This window comes from Nonomuraea sp. NPDC050786 (genome assembly GCF_040654115.1).
Classification (GTDB): Bacteria; Actinomycetota; Actinomycetes; order Streptosporangiales; family Streptosporangiaceae; genus Nonomuraea.
This window is the reverse complement of record NZ_JBFAHJ010000002.1, coordinates 588591-612924: the sequence shown is the minus strand read 5'-3', so window position 1 is coordinate 612924 and position 24334 is coordinate 588591. Positions and strand designations below refer to the sequence as shown.

The window sequence follows — 24334 nt, the reverse complement described above, 5'->3', positions numbered from 1 at the left end:
TGAGGGTGAGCTCGCCGGCCGCGCCGCGCATGAGTAGGGGGTACTCAACGCACGGGTCTTACCAAGCGCTTGCTTAGGTGCCAGACTGGGCCCCATGGAGATCCCCGTGCGCCAGGTGACGGATGACGAGGCGGCGTTCTTCGACGAACACGGCTGGGTACGGCTTGAGCGGCTGGTCGATCCGGGCGCCGTGGCCGTGCTGCGCGAGCGGGCCGAGGGTTTCCTGGGCGCGCGTTCCAGGAGTCACGAGACGCTGGTCGACGAGGCGTTCGGGCAGTCGAGGGACATCGCGGCGAGCGACGGGATGTTCGGCGCGCTGACCTTGAGCCCCGCAATGGGGCGCAACGCCGTCCGGCTGCTGCGCGGCGTGCGGGCCGTGCGCGTGCAGGTCACCAACCTCCTGGTCAAGGAGGCGGGGGAGCACGGCGCGACGGAGTTCCACCAGGACTTCCCGTGGATGCCGATGGACCGCTCGGCCATGCTCACCGTGTGGCTGGCCCTCGCCGACGTGCCCGCCGACATGGGGTCGCTGCGCTTCTACGACGGCTCCCACCGCTACGGACTGCTCGGGCGGAGCTTCACCCGGCCGGGGGACGACCAGCTCAGCCAGCACCCATGGCTCAAGGACCTGGAGCTGTCGCCGCCGCTCGACCTGCGGGCGGGGGACGCGACCGTGCACCACGCCCTGACCGTGCACGGCGCGCCCGCGAACCGCCGCGACACCCCGCGCCTGTCGTTCACCGTGACGTACTTCGACGCCGACGCCCTCTACACCGGCCTGCCGTACCGGCAGACCGACGGGCTCGGACTCGAGGTCAACCGGCCGTTCGAGCACGAGAGGTTCCCATGCCTGAGACCGTGAGGGGCCCGGTGGCGGACCTGGGGGCGACGCTCATGCACGAGCACGTCTTCGGGCTGAGCCCCGAGATCCTGTGGAACTGGCCGGACATCCCGGAGGGGTGGGACCTCGAGACGCGGGCGCGCGAGGCGGCCGGCAAGCTCGACGCGCTGAAGGCCGAGGGCATCGACACGATCGTGGACCTGACCGTGGTGGGGCTCGGCAGGTACGTCCCCGCGGTGCGGCGCGTGGCGGAGCTGACCAGCGTGAACATCGTGGTCGCCACGGGGCTCTACACCTACGACGCGCTGCCGCCGTACTTCGCCAACCGGGGACCGGGCTCGCTGTTCGGGGGGCCGGACCGGCTGCCGGAGTTCTTCGTACGGGACATCGTCGAGGGCATCGGCGGGACCGGCGTCAAGGCGGCCATGCTGAAGTGCGCCTCCGACCACCTGGGCCTGACCAAGGGGTGCGAGCGGGTGTTCAGGGCGGTCGCGGAGGCGCACCTGGAGACCGGCGCGCCGATCACCACGCACTCCCACAGCGCATCCAGGGGCGGCCTCGAGCAGCAGCGGCTGCTGGGCGAGCTGGGCGTGGACCTGAGCCGGGTGGTCATCGGGCACGCCGGGGACTCCACCGACGTGGCCTACCTGGAAGAGCTCGTCGCGAACGGCTCCTACCTCGGCATGGACCGCTTCGGCATAGAGACGATCAGTCCTTTCCAGGACCGCGTGGAAATAGTGGCGAAAATGTGCGAGCGCGGACACGCCGAAAAAATGGTCTTAAGTCATGACTCGTACTGTTTCAATGACCGCTTCGACGCCGACGTCGTACGGCAGCGCCACCCCAACTACCACCTCCTCCACATTTCCCGCGACGTCCTGCCCGAGCTCCGCAAAAGGGGCGTCACGGATGACCAGCTCCATCAGATGCTCGTCGACAACCCGCGGAGGATCTTCGCATGATCGAGGACTTCGACGTCGGCTCGGACTGGCACGTCGCCGCTCCGTACGACTTCCTGCGGAGGCTGCGCCAGGAGCGGCCGGTGTTCCGGAGCGAGCACCTCGGCGCGTACGTGCTGACCCGCTACGCCGACGTCCGGGCGGCCTACGGCGACCCGCGGCGCTTCTCCTCCAAGGGCTCGCTCACCATCTCCCGCAGCCTGACCCGCGAGACCAAGGCGAAGCTGGGCGAGCACGGCTCGTTCCTGTCCAGCTTCGTGGCGAACGTGGACCCGCCCGACCACACCCGCCTGCGCCGGTCGGTGTCGAGGGCGTTCACGCCCCGGGCGGTCGCGGCCATGGAGCAGGCGTTCCGGCGGCTCAACGAGGACCTGCTCGACCGCCTCGCACCGAGGAAGGGAGCCGACTTCGTCTCCGAGGTCGGCCATGAGCCGTCGATCAAGCTGACGGCCCGCTTCATCGGCGTGCCCGAGGCCGACGAGGCGTTCGTCCAGGCGCACGTGAAGGATTGGTTCCAGCTCTTCCTGTCGCCGCAGCCCCCGGACCGCCAGCTCGAACTCGCCGACAGTTTCCTGGCATATCTGGATTATGTGGATCGGCTGGTCGCCGCCAGGGCCAAAGACCCGCAGGACGACTTCACGTCCCTGATGACCTCCCTGATCGGCGCCGAGCTGACCCATCGCGAGGTCGTCGAGCTGATCTCCACCATCCTGCTCGGCGGCAACGACACCGTCCCGAACCAGCTCGGCAACGCCGTCCTGCGCCTGCTGCGGGAGGACGCCTGGCCGGTGCCGCCCGAGCTGGTCCCGAACGCCGTCGAGGAGTGCATGCGCATCGACGGCGCCGCGCTCGGCTCGTTCCGCCACGCCGTGGCCGACGTCTCCCTGCACGGCGTGACGATCCCGGCGGGCTCCCTCGTCCTGCTCTCCACCGACTCCGCCGCACACGACGAGAGCGTCTTCCCCGATCCGGAGCGCTTCCTGATCGACCGGCCGAACGCCGCCGAGCACATGGTCTTCGGCTACGGCATCCACTTCTGCGTCGGGGCCGCGCTCGGCCGCCTGCAGCTGCGTACCGCCCTCGAGGTGCTCGGCCGCCGCCTGCCCCGCCTGAGGCTCGTCCCCGGCGAGCCGATCGCCTACCGCAGGTCACTCGTCGGCCGCGGCCTGGCCGCCCTGGCGGTGGAGTGGTGAGCACCGGCCTCGGAGGCCGGTTCGACGGCGGGCCTCCAGGCCGGTTCGACGGCCGTGTCGCGCTGGTGACGGGCGCGGGCTCGGGCATCGGCGCGGCCTGCGCGGAGCGCCTGGCCGCCGAGGGCGCCTGCGTCGGCGTGCTCGACCTACGAGCGGCCAGGGCGCGGGCCACCGCCGCCGCCATCCGCGCGCACGGCGGCTCCGCCATGGCGCTGACCTGCGACGTCTCCGACGACAAGCAGGTGGAGGAGGCCGTCGCGGCGCTGGTCGCGTCGTTCGGCCGGGTGGACGTCGTGCACGCCAACGCCGCCGCGCTCGACGCCGACGTCTACGGCCGCGACCGTGACCTGGACTCGCTCGAGCCCGCGGTCTGGGACCGCACGATGGAGGTCAACCTGCGCGGCGCCATGCTCACGGTCAAGCACGCGGTGCCCGCGATGCCCGACGGCGGCGCCATCGTCCTCATGTCGTCGGTCTCCGCCCTGGTGGGGGATACCGTCCACCCCGCGTATGGGGCCTCGAAGGCGGCCCTGATCGGTTTCACGCGGCACGTGGCGACGATGTACGGCCCCCGCGGCATCCGCTGCAACGCCGTCGCCCCCGCGCTCGTCCTCACCGAGACCGCCCAGCGCGTCATGACCCAGGAGCAGCTCACCGACAAGGCCGCCGAGCGCCTCCTGCCCTGGGCCTGCACCCCCGAGGACGTCGCGAACCTGGTGTGCTTCCTCGCCTCCGACGAGGCCCGCTGCGTCACCGGCCAGACGGTCGCCATCGACTCCGGCACGCTCGCCCACCGTCCCCAGCACGCCATCCACCGGTGGCGCGCGGCCCAGTGACGCCGATGGGCGGGCGCCGCGCGGGGCGCCCGCCCATCGTGCCCATGTAGCTGCGTCAGGTCAGTGCAGCGGCCGGCCGGTCACCGACAGCGGCTGCTCCGCCGCTGCGCGCACCGAGGTGGGCGGCTGCGACGGGTACTCGGGAGGACAGTGCGTGCCGCTCGGCGGCAGCTTCAAGGTCGTCAGGTACGTCTCGATGTGGTTGCGGGCGCAGGTGCTGTTGCGGTACTGGCCGTGACCCACACCGTCGTACTCGAGGATCCTCGACTTGGGGATCTGCGAGGCGGCGGCGTAGTTCCAGGCCGCCGGGGTGCCGACGTCGTAGCGGGCCTTGGGCAGGAGGACCGGCGAGACGCCCGAGATGTCGAGCCGGTGCTGCGGGTTGGTGACCTTGGCCTGCCAGCCCAGGCAGTACACGACGTCCGACCAGAACGGCGAGAGCTTGGTGTGCGGGTAGAGCGCCTCAAGCTGCCTGCGGTACTGGTCGAGCTGCCTGAAGCTGGTGACCTGCCACTTCCAGTCGGAGCACCAGATGGCCGGGTAGGCGTAGCTGACGGTCTCCGCCTTCGGCGTCGCCACGGCGGGGAGCTTGGCGGCCTTGCCCGCCCGGAGGGCGTTCAGGGTGGCGGCCACCTCGAACCAGCTGCCCGCCGGGTCGTACATGCCGTTGAACAGGAACACGCGCAGCTGCTCGGCCGTGATCGGCTCGCCGGTGGCGGGGTCCTTCAGCGTGCCCTCGGCCGCCTTGCGGTGCAGCCCGTCCCAGACCGCCGTCACGTTCTCGCCGTGCAGGTCGCAGGCCGGCGTCTGGCCGCACCACCTGGCGAACGCCTTGAACGAGCCCTCGAAGTCCTCGGTGGTCGTCTGCAGGTAGCGGAAGGCGGAGGTGATGCTGTGGTCCATGTTCGAGTCGATCGCCATGGCCCGCAGGTTGCGCGGGAACAGCTCGGCGTACTGCTGGCCGACCTGGGTGCCGTACGAGAGGGCGAAGAAGCTGATCTGCTTCTCGCCCAGCGCGGCGCGGATGGAGTCCACGTCACGGGCGGCGTTCGTGGTGTCGACGTGGTCGAAGAGCGGGCCGGTGCGCTCGCGGCAGTTCTGCGAGAGCTTGGCGTTGTAGGCCAGCCACGTCTGGTACTCGCTCTCGCTGGCCGGGTAGGTGGCCGGCATCTGCTCGAGCAGGTCCAGGTCGCACTGCACCGGGTTGCTGCGGCCGACGCCGCGCGGGTCCACGCTGACCAGGTCGAAGTACTGGCGCATCGCGCTCTCGGCGGGGATGGCGTTGCGGAGGATGAACGGGTTGATCCCCGACGCGTCGGGCCCGCCCGGGTGCACGACCAGCACGCCGATGCGCTTGGCCGGGTTGAGCGCCTTGAGCCGGCCGATCGCCAGGTCGAGGGTGGCGCCGGACGGGTTCGCGTAGTCGACCGGAACCTTGATCGTGGCGCATTCGCCGCCGTAGTCGCCGCACGCCGCCCAGTCGATGGGTGCGGGGGTGGGGGTGCTCGGCTCGGCCCAGGCGGCTCCCGCGGTCGAGGTCGCCAGCACTAAGCCCATCAGAAACGTACTGATGATGCTTTTTCGCATTGAATCATTCCCCGTGGTGAAGCTCACTGTGCCCCTTACTCCCCGTAAAGGGCCGGACAGCGGTACATGCTACAAAGATCGCCTTACGCAATGTGGGAAGATCCACCACAAAAGGGAGGAATTCATGGAGCCGGTGGCGGTGGGGTTGATCGGAGCGGGGCCGTGGGCCGAGCGGGCGCACGCGCCGATGCTCTCCAGGGGACCGCACACGCGGCTGGCAGGGGTCTGGGCCCGCCGGCCCGAGGCCGCCGCCCGGCTCGGGGCGCCGGTGTTCGAGCGGATCGAGGAGCTGTTCGACGCCTGCGAGGCCGTGGCGTTCTGCGTGCCGCCCGCCGTGCAGGCCGAGCTCGGCGTCCGCGCCGCCCGCGCGGGCAAGGCGCTGCTGCTGGAGAAGCCGCTCGCGGACACGCTGGACGACGCCCGGCGCCTCGCCGAGGCCGTCGCGGAGGCGGGCGTGGCCTCCCAGATGGTCCTCACCATGCGGTACGCCGCCCAGACCCGCGCGTTCCTGGCCCGGTGCCGCGAGATCCAGGCGTTCGGCGGCCACGCCGCGAACATCTCCGGCGTCCTCCTCGGCGACCACCCCTACGCCACCCCGTGGCGGCTCGACAAGGGCGCGCTGCTCGACGTCGGGCCGCACGTGATCGACCTGCTCGACGCCGCCCTGGGCCGGGTGATCGGGGTGCGCGCGCACGGCGACCCGCTCGCCTGGACCGGGCTGCTGCTGGAGCACGAGGGCGGCGCGGTCAGCGAGGCGTCGCTCTGCATGGCCGCCGCCGGGGACCCGCCGCCGTCCACGTTCGCCGTGTACGGCCGCGCCGGCAGCGCCGTGCTGGGGAGGTTCGACGACGACCCCATGGTCACGCTCGTGGCGGAGTTCGCCGAGACCGTGCGGAACGGCGGCGGCCACCCCCTCGACGCCGCCCACGGGCTGAGGCTCCAGTCGATCATCGCCGAGGCGGAGGCCCAACTCGCCCCTTGACGCGGCGCGCATCTGGAGCATTGATAGCGTTTGTCCGACGCGCAGTGCTGCAGCGAAGTCCGGTGCGAATCCGGCGCTGTCCCGCAACTGTCATAGCCAGGTCGCCTGCCTCTGCGCCGACGTCATCAACCCTCGTGGAAAAGGGTGATCCGTCGCTCAAACGCGGGTCTCTCGGTTCCGACAGTGTGAAAGGACTACTCGTGAGGCCCGTACGCACGGCCTTCGCGGGCGCGCTGCTGGGAACGCTGGTCCTGGCCGGATGCGGCCAGACCGCCACCCCCACTCCCTCCGCCGCCCCCACAGCTGCTGCCCCCGCTTCCTCGGCGGGATTCCCCGTCACGATCGAGGCGGGCAACGGCAAGGTCACCCTCGCCAAGAAGCCCGAACGGATCGTCTCCCTCTCGGCCACCCACACCGAGACGCTCTTCGCCATCGGCGCCGGCTCCCAGGTCGTCGCGGTCGACGATCAGTCGAACTTCCCGCCGGAGGCTCCCAAGAGCGACCTGTCCGGCTTCAAGCCGAACGTCGAGGCCATCGTCGCCAAGAAGCCCGACCTGGTCATCGTCTCCAACGACATCGACCACGTCGTCGCCGAGCTGGGCAAGGTGAACGTGCCCGTCCTGCTCGAGCCCGCCGCCGTCAAGCTGGACGAGGCGTACGAGGAGATCGCCGAGATCGGCGCGGCCACCGGCAACAAGGCCAAGGCGGACGAGGTCGTCTCCGGCATGAAGACGGCCATGGAGAAGCTGGCCGCCGATGCGCCCAAGGACAAGAAGCTCACCTACTATCACGAGCTCGACCAGACGCCGTACGCGGCGACGTCCCAGACGTTCATCGGGCAGGTCTACGCCATGTTCGGGCTCACGAACATCGCCGACAAGGCCCCCGACCAGGCGGGCGGCTATCCCAAGCTGTCGGCCGAGTTCGTCGCCCAGGCCGACCCCGACCTGGTCTTCCTGGGTGACGTCAAGTGCTGCGGGCAGAGCAAGGAGACCCTGGCCAAGCGGCCCGGCTGGAAGGGGCTGTCCGCCATCAAGAACGACCAGGTGATCCAGCTCGACGACGACCTCGCCTCCCGCTGGGGGCCGCGCGTCGTCCAGCTCGCCGAGGCCATCGGCGCCGCGGTGGCCAAGGCCGGGACCAAGAGCTGACCATGGCGCGGCAGGCCGGCCCGTCCAGGGCCAGACCCCTCTGGGTGGCGGGCGCCCTGGGCGTGCTGGCCGTCTGCATGATCGCCGGGCTGCTCGACGGGGCCGCCGACATCTCGCCCTGGCAGGTGGTGCTCCAGGCCGTGGACTGGCTGCCGTTCGTGCACGTGGACTCCGGGCTCGCGCCGGTCGAGCAGGGGCTGCTGTTCGAGCTGCGGCTGCCCCGCGTGCTGCTGGCCGCCGTGGTCGGGGGGCTGCTGGCCATGGCGGGGGCGGGGTACCAGGGCGTGTTCAGGAACCCGCTCGCCGACCCGTACCTGCTGGGCGCCGCGGCCGGGGCGGGGCTGGCGACGACCGCGGCCATCGTGCTGCTGCCGGGGACGGCCGCGAGCATCCCGGCCGTGGCCTTCCTCGGGGCCGTGGGCGGCGTGTTCCTCGCGTACACGCTCGGCAACACCGCCGGGCGCGCGGGCGGCACCGCGACGCTGGTGCTGGCCGGGGTGGCGGTCACGTCGTTCCTGACCGCGATCCAGACGTTCATCCAGCAGTTCAAGGTCGAGGAGCTGCAGCGCATCTACTCGTGGATACTCGGCGACGTGGGCGGCGGGTGGGACCAGTTCTGGCTGGTCCTGCCGTACGCCGCCGTCTCGGCCGTGCTGCTCCTGCTGCACGGGCGGATGCTCGACGTGCTCTCCGTGGGCGACGAGGAGGCCACGAGCCTCGGCGTACGGGCGGCCAGGGTGCGCTTCACCGTGCTGCTGGCCGCCTCCCTCGCGACCGCGGCGGCCGTCGCGGTGAGCGGGCTGATCGGGTTCGTGGGCATCGTCATCCCGCACATCGTGCGACGGCTGGCGGGCGGGTCGTACCGGATCGTGCTGCCGCTCTCGCTGATCGGCGGCGGCGCGTTCCTGGTGCTGGCCGACCTCATCGCGCGCACCGTGCTCGCACCCGCCGAGCTGCCGATCGGGGTGGTGACCATGTTCGTGGGGGCGCCGTTCTTCGTCGGCGTCCTGCGCATGACCAGGCGGGCGGCCACGTGATCAGGACTCAGGGGCTGTCCGTACGGCTCGGCGACCGCGAGGTCGTGTCCGACGTCTCCCTGGAGGTGCGGGCCGGCGAGTGGCTGGCCGTCATCGGGCCCAACGGGGCAGGCAAGTCCACCCTGCTCAAGGCCGTCATGGGGCTCGTCGCGCACCGGGGCGAGGTCATCCTGGACTCCCGGCCGTCGGCCCGGCTCAAGCCCCGCGAACGGGCCCGCCTGCTCGCCTACGCCCCGCAGGCCCCCGCCCTGCCGCCCGACATGACGGTCTTCGACTACGCGCTGCTCGGGCGTACCCCGTACATCCCCTACCTGGGCCGGGAGAGCGCGCACGACCGGGAGGTCACCGCGTCGGTGCTCGACCGGCTCGACCTGGCCCCGCTCGCCATGCGCCGCGTCGGGGAGCTGTCCGGCGGCGAGCGCCAGCGCGTGGTGCTGGCCAGGGCGCTCGCCCAGCAGGCGCCCGTCCTGCTGCTCGACGAGCCGACGACGGCGCTGGACCTCGGTCACCAGCAGCAGGTGCTGGAGCTGGTGGACCGGCTGCGCCGGGCCGACGGCCTGACCGTCGTCACCACCCTGCACGACCTGACCGTCGCCGGCCTCTACGCCGACGCCCTGCTCCTGCTGGCCGGCGGGCGCGCGGCGGCCGCGGGCCGGCCCGCCCAGGTGCTCACCGAGTCGTTGGTGGGACGGCACTTCGACGCCCATGTCAAGATCGAGCCAGGGCCGGACGGCCGGCCCGTCGTGCACCTGGTCAGGGGAGGGCCGTGAAGCTCACGTATCGGGTGGAGGACGGGGCGCGGCTGGGGGCGCTGCTCTGGGAGTTCGGTCCGGGGTGGCGGATGATCTCCTCCGCCCTGCTCGGCGGCGGCATCGGGGTCCGCGAGTGGGTGCTGAACGCGCAGGTGGTGGCGGGCTATGCGCGGATGGACCCGGTGGATCACCTGGTGTCGTTAGGCCCCGGGGGTGACGGGGTCGGCATGCTGACCGCCGCCTCCGTCGACCGTTACGTCCAGGCTTCCGATGGCGGCGTGGAGGCGTACGCGACCGTCGGCCTCCGCGTCCCCACCTGGGCCGCCGCCCCCGAGGGGGTCGCGGACCCGGAGCTGGCGCCCATGCGGGTGGGGACGATCAACATCGTGGCCGTGCTGCCGGTGGCCATGACGGACGCCGCCCTGGTCAACGCGGTGATGACGGTCACGGAGGCGAAGTCGCAGGCGCTGATCGAGGCGGGGTTCCCGTGCACGGGGACGGCGTCGGACGCGGTGTGCGTGGCGGTGCCGGTGGAGGGTCCCGCGGAGTTGTTCGGGGGGCCGCGCTCGGAGTGGGGGGCGCGGCTGGCTCGGGCCGTGCACACGGCCGTGCGCAGGGGTGGTGAGGCGTGGCGGCCTCGTGACTTTAAGTGACGGAATTTGGGCAAGTAGCATGTGGCGAGGGCGAGACTCCCGATACTGAGTGGGTGACCGCAATGGCGACGATCGAACCGACCGCGAGGCGCCAGATTGTCCTTCCTGCGCCGCCATACACAGTCGACGACCTACTCAAACTCCCGGACGACGGGAATCGTTACGAGCTCTTCAGCGGGAGCCTAGTAGTGAGCCCTGCCCCCACGCCCCTGCACCAGCGTGCCATCTTCCGGTTGGCGCATATCCTCACCAAAGCGGCGCCACCTGGGCTGGAGGCATTGCCAACCGTCAACGTCTGCCCGGGCGAGAAGGATTTCTACATCCCCGACCTCGTCGTGGTGCCTGAGGAGGCGTCTGAGTCGGTGGGGCTCATGTTCGCGCCCAGCGATCTGCTTCTGGCTGTTGAGGTGGTCAGCCCGAGCACCAAGATGCATGACAGAGGGGCCAAAGCGGCGGCATACGCGGCAGCGGGCATTCCCCTTTACTGGCGCGTCGAACCCGAGCCAGGGCCGGCACTCTACGTTCACGAACTCGAGGGTGACTCCTACCGGGACCCCAGCGTCTACAAGGCAGGGACCACGGTCACGCTGTCGACGCCTTACCGTGTCAGCTTCGATCCCGCAGAGTTGTTCGGCCGCCGGCACTCGAATCCGTAATCCTCGACCGCTCCTCTGGGCGTGACGCGCCCCGCATCGAGGTCGGCCATTATCGCCTCCCGTGACCGCTCGCCCGGCGCCCCCAGCCCCCCGCCGCCCGTCGTCTCCACGATGAACGCCTCCCCGGCCGCGAACCGCACATTGTTCACCTTGGACGCCAGCCGCTCCACCGTCCCGTCCAGGTGGCGCTTGAAGAACCCCCCGAGCCGCCCCGGCAGCCCGCCGTCCCGGCCAGGGGGCGCGAGGCGGAGGCGGTCGCCGCGGGTCGTGACGTGGCAGTCGGCCAGGAAGCGGTAGACCGTGCGGGAGCCCAGGCCGCCGCGGAAGCGGCCGGGGCCGCCCGAGTCGGGGATGGTCTCGATGGACTCGACGATCAGCGGACAGCGGCTCTCCACCGGCTCCGCCTGCGGCACCGAGTTGCGGCCGATGCCGAAGTGCACGCCCGTCGCGTCCGGTCCGTCCAGGCCGGGGCGGGCGCCGACGCCGCCGAAGTCGTACGAGAGGTGGATCCAGTACGGCGCGCCCACCGCCGCGATCGAGAACGGCTGCAGGATGCCGCTGGCGGCGATGGCCCGGCCGGGGACGGCGTCCGACATGGCCTGGAAGACGGCCTCCATGGCGGCGTAGATCGGGACGTACCGGCCGCCGCACGGGTAAGGGGAGCGGGCGTTGAGCAGGGAGCCCTCGGGGAGGCGCACCTCCAGCGCGCGCAGGCAGCCGTCGTTCATGGGGATGGTGGGGTCCAGGAAGCAGCGGACGGCGAAGACGGCGGCGGCGAGGGACTGCGAGGCCGAGGCGTTGATCGCCGCCGGGACCTGCGGGTCCGTGCCCGCGAAGTCCAGCACGGCCCGGTCGTCGCCGAGGGTGACGGCGACGCGGATGTAGTGGGATTTTTCCGGGTTTATGCCGTCATCGTCGATCGGGTACGCCGCCTCGAACCGGCCCTCCGGCAGCTCGGCCAGCGCCGCCCGGGTCCTGGCCTCCGTGTAGTTCAGGTACTCCTCGACGCCCGCGCTCAGGCCGTCCTCGCCGTACTCGCCGGCCAGGCTCTCCAGGCGGGCGGCGGCCACCGCCGTCCCGGCCACCAGTGCCCGTACGTCGCCCATGACCTTGTCGGGGGTGCGGCTGTTGGCCCTGAGCACGGCCTCGACGGCCGGGTCGAGGCCCTCACGGGTGGCCAGGCGCACCGGTGGAAGCTGGAGGCCCTCCAGGAAGATGTCGGTGGCCAGCGGGGCCATGCCGCCCGCCGAGAGCCCGCCGAGGTCGGAGACGTGGATCATGGTGGCGGTGAAGTACGCCGGGGCGCCCTGGACGAAGACCGGGCGGTAGACGAGCAGGTCGTTGGTGTGCACGCCGCCGCGGTAGGCGTCGTTGAGCACGTACACGTCGCCGGGGCGCATGGTGTCCGGGGGGATGTCCTTGAGCAGCTCGGGGAGCGCCGCCTTGAGCGCCATGCTGTTCATGAGCGTGGTGGCCATGGAGTGGGCGATCAGGCGGCCCCGCGCGTCGAGGATGGCGGCCGAGGCGTCGGAGCCCTCGACGATGAACGTCGAGTACGCCGAGCGGACCACCACGATGCTGGCCTCCTCGGCCGCCACGACCAGCGCGTTCCTGAGCACCTCGGCGGTCAGGGGGTCGGGCATGTCGGGCTCCTGGTGAGGTGTACGGCGCGGGTCCCGGCCAGGGTGGCGCTCCAGCCGGGCGGGACGACGATCGTGGACTCGGCGTCCTCGATGATCGCGGGGCCGTGGAGCGGGCCGTCGTCGATGGTGTCCCTGGTGTGGACCGGGACCTCGGTGTAGCCGCCGCTCTCCGGGAAGTACGCCCGCCTCGTGCCGGGTGCCGCCCGCCCGGCCGTCGCCGTACCGATGCCAGGCGGGTGCGCGGAGGGCGTGGTGGGGACGGTGACGCGGACGCGGTAGCCGACCAGTTCGATCTCGCCGCGTTGCGCGATGCCGTACACCTCCTCGTACCGCTCGAAGAAGCGCGAGGCCAGCACCGGGCGCTCGGGTGTCCACTCCACGGTCAGGTCGTGGGACTGGCCCGTGAAGCGGACGTCCACCGACCGCGACACCAGCACCCCGGGATCCGAGGGCGAGACGCCGAGGTCGGCGGCCGCGTCGGCGGCCAGGGAGGCGAAGACGGCCGCGGGGTCCGGGGCGTCCAGGCGGGACAGGACGCGCTCCGTGGACAGCGCGCCCGACAGGAGGCCCGCGGCCGAGGCCACGCCGCAGTACGGGGGCACCACCACCGTGCCGATCCCGAAGCGCTCGGCCACCCGGGCCGCGTGCATGGGCCCCGCGCCGCCGAAGGCCACCAGGGCGAAGCCGCGCGGGTCGATGCCGCGCTGCACCGTCACCACGTGCACCGCCGACGCCATCGAGGCGCTCACGATCTCGTGGACGGCGTACGCGGCCTCCTCCCGGGACACGCCCAGCGGCGACGCCAGCCGGTCGAGGGCCTTGCGGGCGAGGTCGGGGAAGAGGGCGAGTGAGGCCGAGGAGAGGTAGCCGAGGACCAAATTCGTGTCCGTGACGGTCGGCTCCGAGCCGCCCAGGCCGTAGCAGGCGGGGCCGGGCGACGAGCCCGCGGAGTGCGGGCCCACGCGCAGCGCGCCCGCCGGGTCGAGCCAGGCCACGCTCCCCCCGCCCGCCCCCACCTCCGCCAGGTCGATGACCGGGGTCTTGATCGGTACGCCGGTGCCCGCGCGCCGCCCCCCGAAGCTGCCCTTGCCGCCCACGTGGAACTCGTGCGTGATCTCCGGACGCCCTCCGCGCACCACGCAGGTCTTGGCGGTGGTGCCGCCCATGTCGAACGAGATCACGTTCGCGAAACCGGTCCCCGCCGCCGCCAGCACCCCCGCCGCCGGGCCCGACTCGATCGTGGCCACCGCCCGCCGGGCCGCGAGCTCGGCGGAGATCACCCCGCCGCTCGACTCCATGACGTGGATGGGCGCGTTGATCCCGATCTCGGCCAGCCGCTCCCGGAACCGCGAAAGGTAAGACGCCATCAATGGGCCTATATATGCGGACATGATGGTGGTGGTGGCGCGCTCGTACTCGCGGATCTCCGGCCAGATCTCCGACGACGTCACCACGTTCGGGAGCGATTCGCGGAGGATCGCGGCGACCTGCCGTTCATGGGACGGGTTGGCGTACGAGTGCAGCAGGCAGACCGCCGCCGACGTGATCCCGCGCTCCGCGATCTCCGCGGCGACGCGACGTACCGAGCCGGAGTCCAGGGGCGTCAGGACGGCGCCGCGCGCCGAGACGCGCTCCACCACCTCGAAGCAGTCGCCCGCCGCCACCGGCGGAGGGGGAGGGGAGAAGCGCAGGTCGTAGCGGTCCTCCTCGACCCGCGCGTAGCGGCCGAGCGGGATGGCGGCGCGAAAGCCCTGAGTCGTGACAAAGGCGACGCGGACCCCCTTGCGCTCGAGCACCGCGTTGGTGGCCAGTGTCGTGGCGTGCACCACCCGCGTGACCTGCGCCGGGTCGCGGTCGCCGAGCGCGCGCGTAACGCCGGTCACGATGCCCGCGATGGGGTCGTAGTGGGTGCTCAAACATTTGGCCACGGAAACCGCGCCGTACGTGTCATGGAGGACCACATCGGTGAAGGTGCCACCGACATCGACGCCGATCGTGTAGCCCATCCGGGTACGTTATGCCACCAAACAAGCGCTTGTCTATGTAGGGATCTATTGACTTACGGCACCTGATTGGGACCCTGGTCTCAGGGCCTGCGTTTGGAGCGGAGATGGCGCGCCTCACAGCTCTTGCCGGTGGCATCGCGGCGGCACTGGTGCTGATCGCGATGCCGGTCGCGGCTCACGAGCACCCCAGCGGGATCACCGACCTGGTGACCCCCGCCGTGGTGCGGCTCGAAGCCGTGTCCCACGTGGAGATCACCCTGCTCGACCACATCGGCGAGCTCAGACATGTGGAGCGGTCCTACGACATCCCGTTCGGCGCGGGCACGGGGACCGTCGTCAACCCCGACGGCACGATCGTCGCGCTCCGGCGCCTGGCGGTGAACCCGAACGACGTCGCCGTCTACGCGGCCAACAAGGTCTTCGCCGAGCACCACAAGGTGAAGATCCCCGCCGACTACACCAAGCACAAGCTCTCCGACGACCTGCTCAACCACCACCTGCAGGAGTGCTACCCGCCGAAGACCGACACGGCGACCTGCATCGTCAACGTGACCACCGAGATCACGGCCTTCCCCAACGTGTCGCCGCCCAGCCAGCACGGCTTCAAGGTCAAGTGCATCAAGGCCGGCCCGACTCCTGACAGCCCTGCCGTGCTGGTGCCCGTGACCCCGGCGGCCGGAGGCGTCGGCATGCCCACCGCGCCGCTCGCCGACAAGGTGCCCGAGCAGGAGGGCTCGCCCACGAGCGTGGCGGGCTTCCTCGGCCGGCCGGGCCCGAACGTCCAGCACACGGTCGAGATCGCCCACCTGAGCAAGGGCGGCGTGGCGGGAGAGAGCGGCAGGCCGTTCGCCGATCCGGAGAAGAAGGTGGACGAGCCGGCCAAGCTCGGCGCCCTCGCCGACAAGGGCATGATCGGCGCGCCGGTGATCGGCGACAAGGACGGTCACGTCATCGGCCTGCTGGTGGGCGGCGGCAAGGAAGGCAAGATGATCGGCATCAGGGAGGTCACCGCCATCCTGGCCGCTGCCAAGGTGGCGCCGCGCAGGGGCGCGATCGACACGGCGTTCGAGGCGGCGCTGACCCGCTACCACACCCAGTACTACACGGAAGCCGCGCCCGGCTTCCAGCGCGTGCTGGAGCTCTATCCGGGCAACGCGGTGGCCGCGCAGCTGCTGAAGACCACGCTGGCCAAGCGGGGCGGCCCCGAGGACAAGGGCACGAAGCAGGCGGCGGCCACGCCCGCCAGGTCCACGCCGCTGTGGCCGTTCATCCTGGCGGCCGGGATACTTTTCATCGCCGCCGGGGGCGGAGCGTATCTGCTGTGGCGCCGCCGCACTCCTGAAAGACCGGAAGGCCTGCCAGAGCCGCTGGCGGCCGGCCCGCCGATCGACGACCGCGCCGATCAGACCGTGGTCGTACGGCGCTCGCAGTCGTTCCAAGTGGTCCCGCAGCAGCAGCAGGTGATGACCGCGCCGGATTCGGCGATCAAGTACTGCACGTCGTGCGGTATGCGACTCGGCCCCGCGCACCGCTTCTGCGGTTACTGCGGCCACCCCATCGAGACGTGATGCCATTGAATGAGAGATCGCTCATCGGCCAGGAGGTGGCCGGGTACTACATCGAGGACATCGTCGGCAAGGGCGGCATGGCCGTCGTCTACCTCGCGCTCGACCCCAGGTTGAGCCGCCGGGTGGCGCTGAAGATCCTCAACCCGGTGCTCAGCGTCGACGACCGGTTCAGGCAGCGGTTCATCCTGGAGTCCAGGACGGTCGCCAGCATCGAGCACCCCAACATCATCCCCATCTACGAGGCCAACGCCGACGCCGACGGCGTGCTCTACATCGCCATGCGCTACGTCGACGGCCTCGACCTGCGCCGCCTCATCTACGACCGCGGCGCGCTGCCGATCGGCCAGGCGTACCAGATCTTCGCCCAGGTCGCCGCCGCGCTCGACGCCGCGCACGCGCACGACCTGATCCACCGCGACGTCAAGCCGGCCAACATCCTGCTGGCCGGCGACCACGTCTACCTCACCGACTTCGGCATCACCAAGCACCGTTCGTCGATCTCCGGCCTCACCCAGACCGACCAGTTCATCGGCACGCCCCGGTACATGGCGCCCGAGCAGATCAACAAGGAGCACATCGACGGCCGCTGCGACCAGTACGCGCTGGCCTGCGTGGTCTACGAGGCGCTGTCGGGACGGCTGCCGTTCCAGCGCGAGAACGACATCGCGCTGCTCTGGGCCCACCTGGCCGAGCAGCCGGCGCCGCTGTCGCAGCTACGGCCCGAGCTGCCGGCGCAGATCGACGCCGTGATGCTGCGGGCGCTGGCCAAGTCGCCCGAGCAGCGCTACGCGACCTGCACGGAGTTCGTGACCGCCCTGCGTGACGCGATCAGCGGAGGCCCGCCCGACGCGCTCGGGGGCGCCCACTTCGTGCCGCGCCAGGGCTTGCCCTCAGGGCCCTATCCCGTGCTCGGATCGGGACCGTCCACGGGGCCGTCCACTGGCCCGTCCATGGGGCCGCACACCGGCCCGCACACCGGCCCCTCGCCTCTTGCGGCGCCGACGTCCGCGCCGCACGCGGCGTCGGGGCCGGCGTCCAGGCTCGCGCCTCCCACGCAGCCGAACGTGCTGAAGAGGCGCCCCGGCCGCGTCCCGATCGTGGCCACCACGCTGGTCGCCGCCGTCGCGGCTCTCGCGCTGGTCGTCATGATCATCATGAACCACCGCAGCGACACCTGGTCCCGCTACAAGACCAGCACCGCCGCGCCGCTCACGTTCGAGTATCCGGGCGACTGGACCGTACGCACCCACCAGGACCTCTTCGCGGTGGCCTCGCCGCACGCGCAGGAGTTCGAGTCGCTCTTCGTAGCCGGCCCGGGCGCCGACTGGACGGCGGTCTCCCAGATCGTCGAGGACGACCCCGACAGCGCCTCGGGCGTGTACGTCCAGGTCTCCGACACCCTCGACGCCAACGGCACCTCCGACCAGATGAAGGCCAAGATGGAGGCGCTGCTGCCCGGCCAGGTCGACGTCGGCAGACCCGTGCAGGACCAGGCGGGCTCCAGCCCCGCCACCCGCTTCGACGGCGCCCTGCACGACCCCGGCAGCGGCACCAGGCTCGGCTTCGTCAGCTACGTGATCGACCGGCAGCCCAAGACCATGCTCGTGATGTACTTCTGCGCCAAGACCACCTGCGACGACGCCACCCAGGCCCGCATCAGGCAGAGCGTCCGCGTCTCCTGACTTGTGACTGACTTGCGTGCGGCTTGGCACGGGTGTCCAAGGCGGGCCTCCGGCGTCTACCCTCCGCGTGTGGTCATTCGCATAGTCATCGCCGACGATCAGGCGATGGTCAGAGCCGGGCTGCGCATGGTCGTCGAGAGCGACCCCGGCATGGAAGTGGTCGGTGAGGCCTCCGACGGCCGCGAGGCCGTCGAGGTGGCCCGGCGCACGCGCCCGGACATCGTCCTCATGGACATCTCGATGCCCAGGCTCGACGGGCTGGCGGCGGCCAGAGAGCTGCTCGACACCCCGTCGCCGCCCAAGGTCATCACGCTGACCACGTTCGACACCGACGAGAACCTCTACGCCGCCCTGCGCGCGGGCACCAGCGGCTTCCTGCTGAAGGTGTCGCCGCCGGAGCAGCTCCTGGAGGCGATCAAGGTCGTGCACGCCGGGGACGCGCTGCTCGACCCGGCGGTGACGAGCCGGGTGATCGCCACGTTCGCGGGGCGGGCCGAGCCGATGCCCTCGCCCCGGCTGGCCGAGCTGACGCCGCGCGAGCTGGAGGTGCTGCGGCTGCTGGCCCGCGGCCTGACCAACGCGGAGATCGCCAGGGAGTTGTACGTGGGCGAGGCCACGGTCAAGACACACGTGGCGCGGGTGCTGATGAAGCTGTCCCTACGTGACCGGGCGCAGGCCGTGGTCTTTGCGTACGAGACCGGCGTCGTCCGGCCGGGCACCACCTGAGCCGGTAAGGGATTGCGGGGCGCTTGCCAGCTATGTGTATATTTTTCTGCGTAAGGCGGTAGATACAGGAGATTTTCATGCAAGCGTTCCCTCGGGTGCTGTTCGACGAGGCCCACAGCGAGTCGTGGACCGTCCGCCGCGAGGTGGCCGAGGCCATCAATCCCGCCCATCCCGACGACAACAGCTACGCGCGGGCCGCCGGGCTGCTGCGGCACCTGGGGCACACGGTCGCCGCCCGCACGTCGGGCGAGCTGACGTCCGAGGTCCTGGCGGAGCAGGACGTCCTGGTGATCGCGCACCCGTCGGGGGAGCGCTGGGAGCGCACCACCGGCCAGGGCAGCCCCGTCTTCACCACCGCCGAGCTGGACGCGATCCAGTCCTTCGTGGCCGGGGGCGGCGGCCTGGTGGTGCTGGCCGAGGAGGAGCAGGACAAGTACGGCAACAACCTGCGCGAGCTGCTCGCCCGCTTCGGGGTGGGCGTGGAGCACGCGACCGTGCGCGACCCCAAGCACGCGCACCGGGACGTCGCCACCTGGGTGCTCGCCGAGCCCGCCACCACCTCCGGCCTGCTCGCCGGGGTCCGCTCGGCCTGCTTCTACCGCGCCGGCGTCCTCACGATCAAGGGCGAGTCGGAGGTGCTCTTCGCCTCCTCGCCGACCGCCGACCCGGCGGGCGCGCCACTGGCCGTCGCCGTCCGGTACGGGCTGGGGCGCGTGGTCGCGTTCGCCGACTCCGACCTGTTCGGTGACGACTCCCTCGAGGACTACGACCACCGCCGCCTCTGGGGCAACGTGGTCACCTGGGCCGCCCGGGTCCCGGACGCCGGCGGCACCTCGGAGAGCCGCGACGAGGCCAAGTCGGCCCTGTTCGCCCGGCTCAAGGCGGCCGTAGAGGAGCTGAGGCCGCTCCAGGTCAAGGACGGCTCCGTGCCGGAGGAGAAGGAGCGGGCCAAGGCGCTGGTGGCCGAGATCGGGGCGCGGGTGGGCGAAATTTCGCCATATTTCCCGCATGATGCCGCGTACCTCCGGGCCGTACAGGACGACCTGGCGAAGTGGGCCGCGCAGGACCTCGGCGTGCCCGACTTCCTCGACTCGCTCGACCTCTTCCACCCCGACACCCAGCGCGAGGACGGCCTGGAGCATGTCGTGGTCTTCCCCATGTACACCCAGAACGGCAATCCCAACCGCAACCTCGAAGCCGTCTGGATCCGGACGATCTGGCCGGACTGGCTGGCCGAGCTCGAGGCGGGCGGCTACGACAACCCGCTGTTCGTGCCGATCGCGTTCGAGGACTTCACCTCGGGCTACGACACCCACTCCGCCGTGCTCTTCCCCGAGACGGTCGCGGTGCGGCAGGCCCCGGCCCGCTTCACCTGGGGCGGAATCTTCGCCGACCGCGAGGCCGCCAGGTTCCGGCGGGTGTCGCAGGCGGCCGCCGACACGCTCAAGCTGGACCTGCCGCCGGACGCCGCCAGGCTGCTGGCCTCGCAGCGGCTCGCGCAGGACACGTTCGTGCTGTGGGACCTGGTCCACGACCGCACCCACAGCCACGGGGACCTGCCGTTCGACCCGTTCATGATCAAGCAGCGGATGCCGTACTGGCTGTACTCGCTGGAGGAGCTGCGCTGCGACCTGACCGCGTTCGGCGAGGCGGTCAAGCTGGAGGAGCGCGGAGTGCCGCACGCGCGGTACGTGCAGATCGCGATCCTCTTCGACCGGCTGTTCAGGTTCCCGATCACCGGCGAGCGGGTGCGGAACTACGACGGGCTCGGCGGGCAGCTGCTCTTCGCCTACCTGCACCGCAACGACATCGTGCGGTGGACCGACAACCGGCTCACGATCGACTGGGAGCGGGTTGCGGACGGCGTCGCCGATCTGCGCGGTGAGGTCGAGAAGCTGTACCGCGACAGCATCGACCGGTCCAAGCTGGCGCACTGGCTGGCGGCGTACGAGCTGGTGACCTCGTACGTGGCGCCGCACCCCGGCTCGACCTGGGCCAAGGGGGTCGAGGCGCTGCCGGAGGAGCAGAAGGCCAAGGTGGACGCGGTGCTGCCGGACGAGTTCCCGCTGAGCATGTTCTACGAGGCACTGCGCCGTAAGCTGACGGATGTGGTCGAATCGACTAAGGGACTGCGCGCATGATCATTCTGGTTACCGGTGCCGGTGGGCCGACCGGTGAGGCCGTTTGCGGATACTTCCGGAAGAACGGTGACACTGTGATCGGGGTCGACAAGGACGACGTCGACCTGCTCGACCGCGCCGCCGTACAGGACCTGGCGGACCGCATCGACCGCGAGCACGGCCGCGTGGACGGCGTCGTGCACCTCGTCGGCGGGTGGCGCGGGGCCGGCTCGTTCGCCGAGACCAGCCTCGACGACTGGGACGCCCTGCACGACCTGCTGATCCGCACGCTCCAGCACGTGTCGCTGGCCTTCGAGCCGCTGCTGCGGCGGAGCGACAACGGCCGCTTCGTGATCGTCTCCGCCAAGGCGGCCGAGCGGCCCTCCGCCGGGGGCGCCGTCTACGCGGCGGCCAAGGCGGCGGCGGAGGCGTGGACGCTCTCGCTGGCCGACGCCCTGTCCGGCACCGGCAGCGCGGCCACCATCCTGGTGGTCAAGGCCCTGGTGAACGACGCCATGCGGGCCGCCAAGCCGGAGGGGAAGTTCCCCGGCTTCACCGACGTACACGACCTCGCGGCGGCGATCGGCGGCCTCTACGACCGCCCCGCCGCAGAGATCAACGGCATCCGATTGGACCTGACTGCGTGACTCCCCGGCACGACCCCCGGCTCAAGGCGTTCGCCAGCGACAACTACGCCGGGGTGCACCCCGAGATCCTCCAGGCCATCGTCGCGGCCAACGGCGGCCACCAGATCGCCTACGGCGAGGACGTCTACACCGAGGCGATGGGAGACGTCTTCAAGAAGCACTTCGGCGAGCAGGCGCAGGCCTGGCCGGTCTTCAACGGCACGGCCGCCAACGTCGTGTCGCTGCGTTCGATGACCTCCCACTGGGAGGCGGTCATCTGCGCGGAGAGCGCCCACATCAACACCGACGAGGGCGGCGCCCCCGAGGTGGCGGGCGGCATCAAGCTGCTCACCGTGCCGACGCCCGACGGCAAGCTCACTCCGGAGCTGATCGACCGGCAGGCGTGGGGGTTCGGTGACGTGCACCGGGCGCAGCCGCGCGTGGTGTCCGTCTCCAACACCACCGAGCTGGGCACCCTCTACACCGCCGACGAGCTCGCGGCGATCTGCTCGCACGCCCACGACCTGGGGCTCCTCGTCCACCTCGACGGCTCCCGCCTCACCAACGCCGCCGCCGCCCTCGACGTGCCGCTCCGTGCCCTCAGCACGGATGTGGGGGTGGACGTGCTCTCGTTCGGCGGCACCAAGATCGGGCTGCTGTACGGCGAGGCGGTCGTCGTCCTCAACCCTTCGGCGGCCAGCGGGGTCGACTACATCCGCAAGACGTTCATGCAGCTCTCGTCGAAGATGCGGTTCGTGTCGGCGCAGTTCGAGGCGCTGCTGTCGGGCGACCTGTGGCTGCGCAACGCGCGGCGGGCCAACGCCATGGGGCGGCGGCTGGCCGACGCGGTGAGCGGCATCCCCGGGGTCTCGCTGTCCCGGCCGGTGCAGGCGAACGCCGTCTTCGCGGTGCTGCCCCGGGACGTGACCGAGCGGCTGGCGAAGCGGTTCCGCTTCTACACGTGGAACGAGGCCACGGGGGAGGTGCGGTGGATGTGCGCGTTCGACACGACGGAGGCGGACGTGGACGCCTTCGCCGCCGCCCTCGCCGAGGAAATGCGCTCCACCCACCCCTGAGCCCACCGGACCGGTGCTGGTGAGCCGCTTCCACCGTGGGGCGCTTCACCACGGCCGGAGTGCGGCGCGTCAGCGCTTGGGAGGCGGGGTGCGGAGGGCGAGGCGGGCCGCCTGCCAGCCGCCCATCCCGTGCACCGACGGCCCAGGGGGAGTGGAGGCCGAGCAGAGGAACACCCCCGGCAGCGGGGTGCGCCAAGGAGCGGGTGACCAGACGGGCCGCCGGAGGAACTGGACGAGGCTGTTGACGCCCCCGGTGATGTCGCCGCCGACGAGGTTGGGGTTGGCGGCCTCCAGCTCGGCGGGGCCCATCGCATGCCGGGCCAGCACCCGGTCGCGGAAGCCCGGCGCGTACCGTTCGATCTGGGTCTCGATGGCGTCCGTCATGTCCACGGACGAGCCGTTGGGCACGTGGCAGTAGGCCCACAGCGTGTGCCCGCCCCGCGTCGGATCCGCCGCGTACGGCTGGGCCGCCAGCACGTACGGCCTGGGCGAGTGCCGGCCCGCGGCCATCTCCGCCTCGCTCAGCGCGATCTCCTCCAGCGTCCCGCCGAGGTGCACCGTCCCCGCGCCCGCCACCGCGGGATCCCGCCACGGCACCGGCCCGTCCAGGGCCCAGTCCATCTTGAAGACGCCGGGTCCGTACCTGAAGCGTGACAGCCGCCTGCGGTAGCCCGCAGGAAGGTCCGCCATCGTGAGGAACTGGCGGGGCGAGACGTCCAGCACCACCGTCGGCGCGGACAGCTCGGCGAGGCGGCGCACGCGGTGGCCGGTGACGGCCTCCCCGCCCAGCGACCTGAGCTCGGCCACCAGCGCGTCGGCCAGCACTTGCGACCCGCCCCGGACCAGCGGCCACCCCACCACGTGGGCCAGGGCCGCCAGCATCAGCCCGTACCCGGCCGTGATCGGCGCGCGCAGGTCGCGCACCGAGTGCGCGGCCATCCCCGCGATCAGCGCGCGCCCCTCCACGGTCCGGAACGCCCGCCGGGCGAACGTCGTGGCGGGCAGCGCCGCCGCCGGCCCGAACCTGGCCGCCGCCATGAGCGTCCGCGGCCCGGCCGCCCACGGTCCGAGCGGCTTGAGCAGCAGCTCCACCAGCGGGAGCCCCGCCCGGGCCGCGGCGCCGACGGTCGCCAGCCAGGCCCGCGCGTCCCGCCCGAGACCCTCGGCCGTGCGCCGGGCGTCGCGGTGCACGAGCACGGAGGGGCGGTCGTCGAGAGGATGGGCCACGGCCACCGGGGGATGCGCGAACTCCACCCCTTCGAGCTCCAGCGACCTGAACGCGGGAGACGCCAGCGCCATCGCCATCACGGTCGCGCACACGTCGTGCACCCGCCCGGGCAACGTCAGCTCGGCGGAGCGCAGCCCGCCGCCGAAGCGGTCGGCCGCCTCCAGCAGCAGCACCCTGCGCCCGGCGCGGGCGAGCGTGACGGCGGCCACCAGCCCGTTGGGCCCGGACCCCACCACGATCGCGTCGGCGTCCATCGTCGCTCTATTGGGGCTTGAGAATCGACGGGTACGGTTGCGCGCCGCGCAGCTTGAGCAGCTCCGTCATGAACTTGATCTCCCCGCTCTGACCCTGAATGATCTTCTGCGCCATGCTGACCACCTCGGGACGGGTGGAGAGCTTGAGCAGCCCCTCGGCCATCTGCACGCCGCCCTCGTGATGGCGGATCATCAGCTGCAGGAAGAGCACCTCGGCCTGCGTGCCCTGCGCCTGCTTGAGCTGGGTCAGCTGCTGCGGCGTGGCCATGCCGGGCATGACACCGGGCGTGGCCCCATCGGCGGCCGTCGCGGTGCCGCCATGACCGTGACCGCTCATCCAGGCCATCGGCTTCTGGTCGGTCGCCTGGGTCAGCCCCCACTGCTGCAACCAGCCCAGGAACATGCCACGCTGGTTGGACTGGGTGTTGATGATGTCGAAGGCCAGGCTGCTGACCTCTCTGGCCGGCCCCTTGTCCCTGATGATGAACGCCATGTCCACGGCCTGCGCGTGATGCGTGGCCATGTCGCGGGCGAACCCGGCCTCGGGGGAGGTGTCACCGGGCGTGCCGTCGCGGCCGAACAGCAGGAAGGCGGCCACGGCGAGGACGAGCACGCCGCAGACGATCAGGATGGGTTTACTCGCGGGTTTTTCCATGGCTCGTCCAGCGTACCCATAGGGGGAAGGCGTCGTGATCGGACGCATATAACGCTCTTATTCTCCGCATACCCCCGAAGGCAATAGGGTGACCGGAGTTGGT

The 24334-nt window shown here is 71.3% G+C and carries 21 protein-coding genes; 16 read left to right on the top strand and 5 right to left on the bottom strand.

Annotated features, from left to right (window positions below; translation table 11 throughout):
* The first annotated feature begins 94 nt into the window (after nt 1-94).
* From AB0H84_RS07215 to AB0H84_RS07200, 4 genes are read left to right on the top strand one after another with little or no spacing between them, the layout of a single operon-like run.
* On the top strand, nt 95-862 hold the full coding sequence (locus AB0H84_RS07215) for a phytanoyl-CoA dioxygenase family protein (RefSeq protein WP_357599423.1): 768 nt from the start codon (nt 95-97) through the stop codon (nt 860-862).
* Entirely contained in the window at nt 847-1803 is a 957-nt protein-coding gene (locus AB0H84_RS07210) for a phosphotriesterase-related protein (RefSeq protein WP_357599420.1), read from the top strand. Before AB0H84_RS07215 ends, AB0H84_RS07210 begins: the two co-directional genes overlap by 16 nt.
* Nucleotides 1800-2993, top strand: a complete 1194-nt coding sequence (locus tag AB0H84_RS07205; RefSeq protein WP_357599417.1) for a cytochrome P450 — start codon at nt 1800-1802, stop codon at nt 2991-2993. Before AB0H84_RS07210 ends, AB0H84_RS07205 begins: the two co-directional genes overlap by 4 nt.
* Nucleotides 2990-3829: an SDR family oxidoreductase gene (locus AB0H84_RS07200; protein WP_357599414.1), complete on the top strand. Its 840-nt coding sequence runs from the start codon at nt 2990-2992 to the stop codon at nt 3827-3829. The genes AB0H84_RS07205 and AB0H84_RS07200 overlap by 4 nt, the downstream gene beginning before the upstream one ends.
* A 60-nt stretch (nt 3830-3889) precedes the next feature.
* Here the strand turns inward: AB0H84_RS07200 and AB0H84_RS07195 are convergent, their stop codons facing one another.
* Entirely contained in the window at nt 3890-5386 is a 1497-nt protein-coding gene (locus AB0H84_RS07195) for an alpha/beta hydrolase (RefSeq protein WP_357599411.1), read from the bottom strand.
* A gap of 154 nt (nt 5387-5540) precedes the next feature.
* Between AB0H84_RS07195 and AB0H84_RS07190 the strand changes: the two genes are divergently transcribed.
* The 6 genes from AB0H84_RS07190 to AB0H84_RS07165 all read left to right on the top strand — a co-directional run bounded on the left by AB0H84_RS07190 (nt 5541) and on the right by AB0H84_RS07165 (nt 10647).
* Nucleotides 5541-6398, top strand: coding sequence for a Gfo/Idh/MocA family oxidoreductase (locus AB0H84_RS07190; RefSeq protein ID WP_357599408.1), 858 nt, complete (start codon nt 5541-5543; stop codon nt 6396-6398).
* Nucleotides 6399-6598: 200 nt separating this feature from the next.
* A complete protein-coding gene (locus tag AB0H84_RS07185) occupies nt 6599-7549 on the top strand; it encodes an ABC transporter substrate-binding protein (protein WP_357599405.1) in 951 nt (316 codons plus the stop codon).
* Between the two features lie 2 nt (nt 7550-7551).
* Complete coding sequence (locus AB0H84_RS07180; protein ID WP_357599402.1) at nt 7552-8586, top strand: iron ABC transporter permease; 1035 nt, start codon at nt 7552-7554, stop codon at nt 8584-8586.
* Nucleotides 8583-9356 carry an ABC transporter ATP-binding protein gene (locus AB0H84_RS07175; RefSeq protein WP_357599399.1) on the top strand — a complete coding sequence of 258 codons (774 nt, stop codon included), beginning with the start codon at nt 8583-8585 and terminating at the stop codon, nt 9354-9356. The genes AB0H84_RS07180 and AB0H84_RS07175 overlap by 4 nt, the downstream gene beginning before the upstream one ends.
* Entirely contained in the window at nt 9353-9991 is a 639-nt protein-coding gene (locus AB0H84_RS07170; RefSeq protein WP_357599396.1) for an adenosylcobinamide amidohydrolase, read from the top strand. The genes AB0H84_RS07175 and AB0H84_RS07170 overlap by 4 nt, the downstream gene beginning before the upstream one ends.
* A 62-nt stretch (nt 9992-10053) precedes the next feature.
* Nucleotides 10054-10647, top strand: a complete 594-nt coding sequence (locus AB0H84_RS07165) for a Uma2 family endonuclease (protein WP_357599393.1) — start codon at nt 10054-10056, stop codon at nt 10645-10647.
* Here AB0H84_RS07165 and AB0H84_RS07160 read toward each other — a convergent pair.
* Together AB0H84_RS07160 and AB0H84_RS07155 are read right to left on the bottom strand one after the other, a co-directional pair.
* Complete coding sequence (locus tag AB0H84_RS07160; RefSeq protein ID WP_357599390.1) at nt 10590-12290, bottom strand: hydantoinase B/oxoprolinase family protein; 1701 nt, start codon at nt 12288-12290, stop codon at nt 10590-10592. The two genes, AB0H84_RS07165 and AB0H84_RS07160, sit on opposite strands and share 58 nt — an antisense overlap.
* Nucleotides 12275-14296 carry a hydantoinase/oxoprolinase family protein gene (locus AB0H84_RS07155; protein WP_357599387.1) on the bottom strand — a complete coding sequence of 674 codons (2022 nt, stop codon included), beginning with the start codon at nt 14294-14296 and terminating at the stop codon, nt 12275-12277. Before AB0H84_RS07155 ends, AB0H84_RS07160 begins: the two co-directional genes overlap by 16 nt.
* A 104-nt stretch (nt 14297-14400) precedes the next feature.
* Here AB0H84_RS07155 and AB0H84_RS07150 point away from each other — a divergent pair, with 104 nt between their 5' ends.
* The 6 genes from AB0H84_RS07150 (at nt 14401) to AB0H84_RS07125 (ending at nt 22094) form a co-directional block, all read left to right on the top strand.
* Nucleotides 14401-15864, top strand: coding sequence for a hypothetical protein (locus AB0H84_RS07150; protein WP_357599385.1), 1464 nt, complete (start codon nt 14401-14403; stop codon nt 15862-15864).
* Nucleotides 15864-17546, top strand: coding sequence for a protein kinase (locus tag AB0H84_RS07145; protein WP_357599382.1), 1683 nt, complete (start codon nt 15864-15866; stop codon nt 17544-17546). Before AB0H84_RS07150 ends, AB0H84_RS07145 begins: the two co-directional genes overlap by 1 nt.
* A gap of 69 nt (nt 17547-17615) precedes the next feature.
* Nucleotides 17616-18272 carry a response regulator transcription factor gene (locus tag AB0H84_RS07140; RefSeq protein WP_357599379.1) on the top strand — a complete coding sequence of 219 codons (657 nt, stop codon included), beginning with the start codon at nt 17616-17618 and terminating at the stop codon, nt 18270-18272.
* Between the two features lie 77 nt (nt 18273-18349).
* Nucleotides 18350-20413: a DUF6421 family protein gene (locus AB0H84_RS07135; RefSeq protein WP_357599374.1), complete on the top strand. Its 2064-nt coding sequence runs from the start codon at nt 18350-18352 to the stop codon at nt 20411-20413.
* The gene (locus AB0H84_RS07130) at nt 20410-21039 is read left to right on the top strand and encodes an SDR family NAD(P)-dependent oxidoreductase (protein WP_357599371.1); all 630 of its coding nucleotides are present in this window, start codon (nt 20410-20412) and stop codon (nt 21037-21039) included. The genes AB0H84_RS07135 and AB0H84_RS07130 overlap by 4 nt, the downstream gene beginning before the upstream one ends.
* Nucleotides 21036-22094: a low specificity L-threonine aldolase gene (locus tag AB0H84_RS07125; RefSeq protein WP_357599368.1), complete on the top strand. Its 1059-nt coding sequence runs from the start codon at nt 21036-21038 to the stop codon at nt 22092-22094. Before AB0H84_RS07130 ends, AB0H84_RS07125 begins: the two co-directional genes overlap by 4 nt.
* Nucleotides 22095-22163: 69 nt before the next feature.
* Here the strand turns inward: AB0H84_RS07125 and AB0H84_RS07120 are convergent, their stop codons facing one another.
* Nucleotides 22164-23576 carry an NAD(P)/FAD-dependent oxidoreductase gene (locus tag AB0H84_RS07120; protein WP_357599365.1) on the bottom strand — a complete coding sequence of 471 codons (1413 nt, stop codon included), beginning with the start codon at nt 23574-23576 and terminating at the stop codon, nt 22164-22166.
* Between the two features lie 7 nt (nt 23577-23583).
* Nucleotides 23584-24231: a DUF305 domain-containing protein gene (locus AB0H84_RS07115; RefSeq protein WP_357599362.1), complete on the bottom strand. Its 648-nt coding sequence runs from the start codon at nt 24229-24231 to the stop codon at nt 23584-23586.
* Nucleotides 24232-24334: the final 103 nt, after the last annotated feature.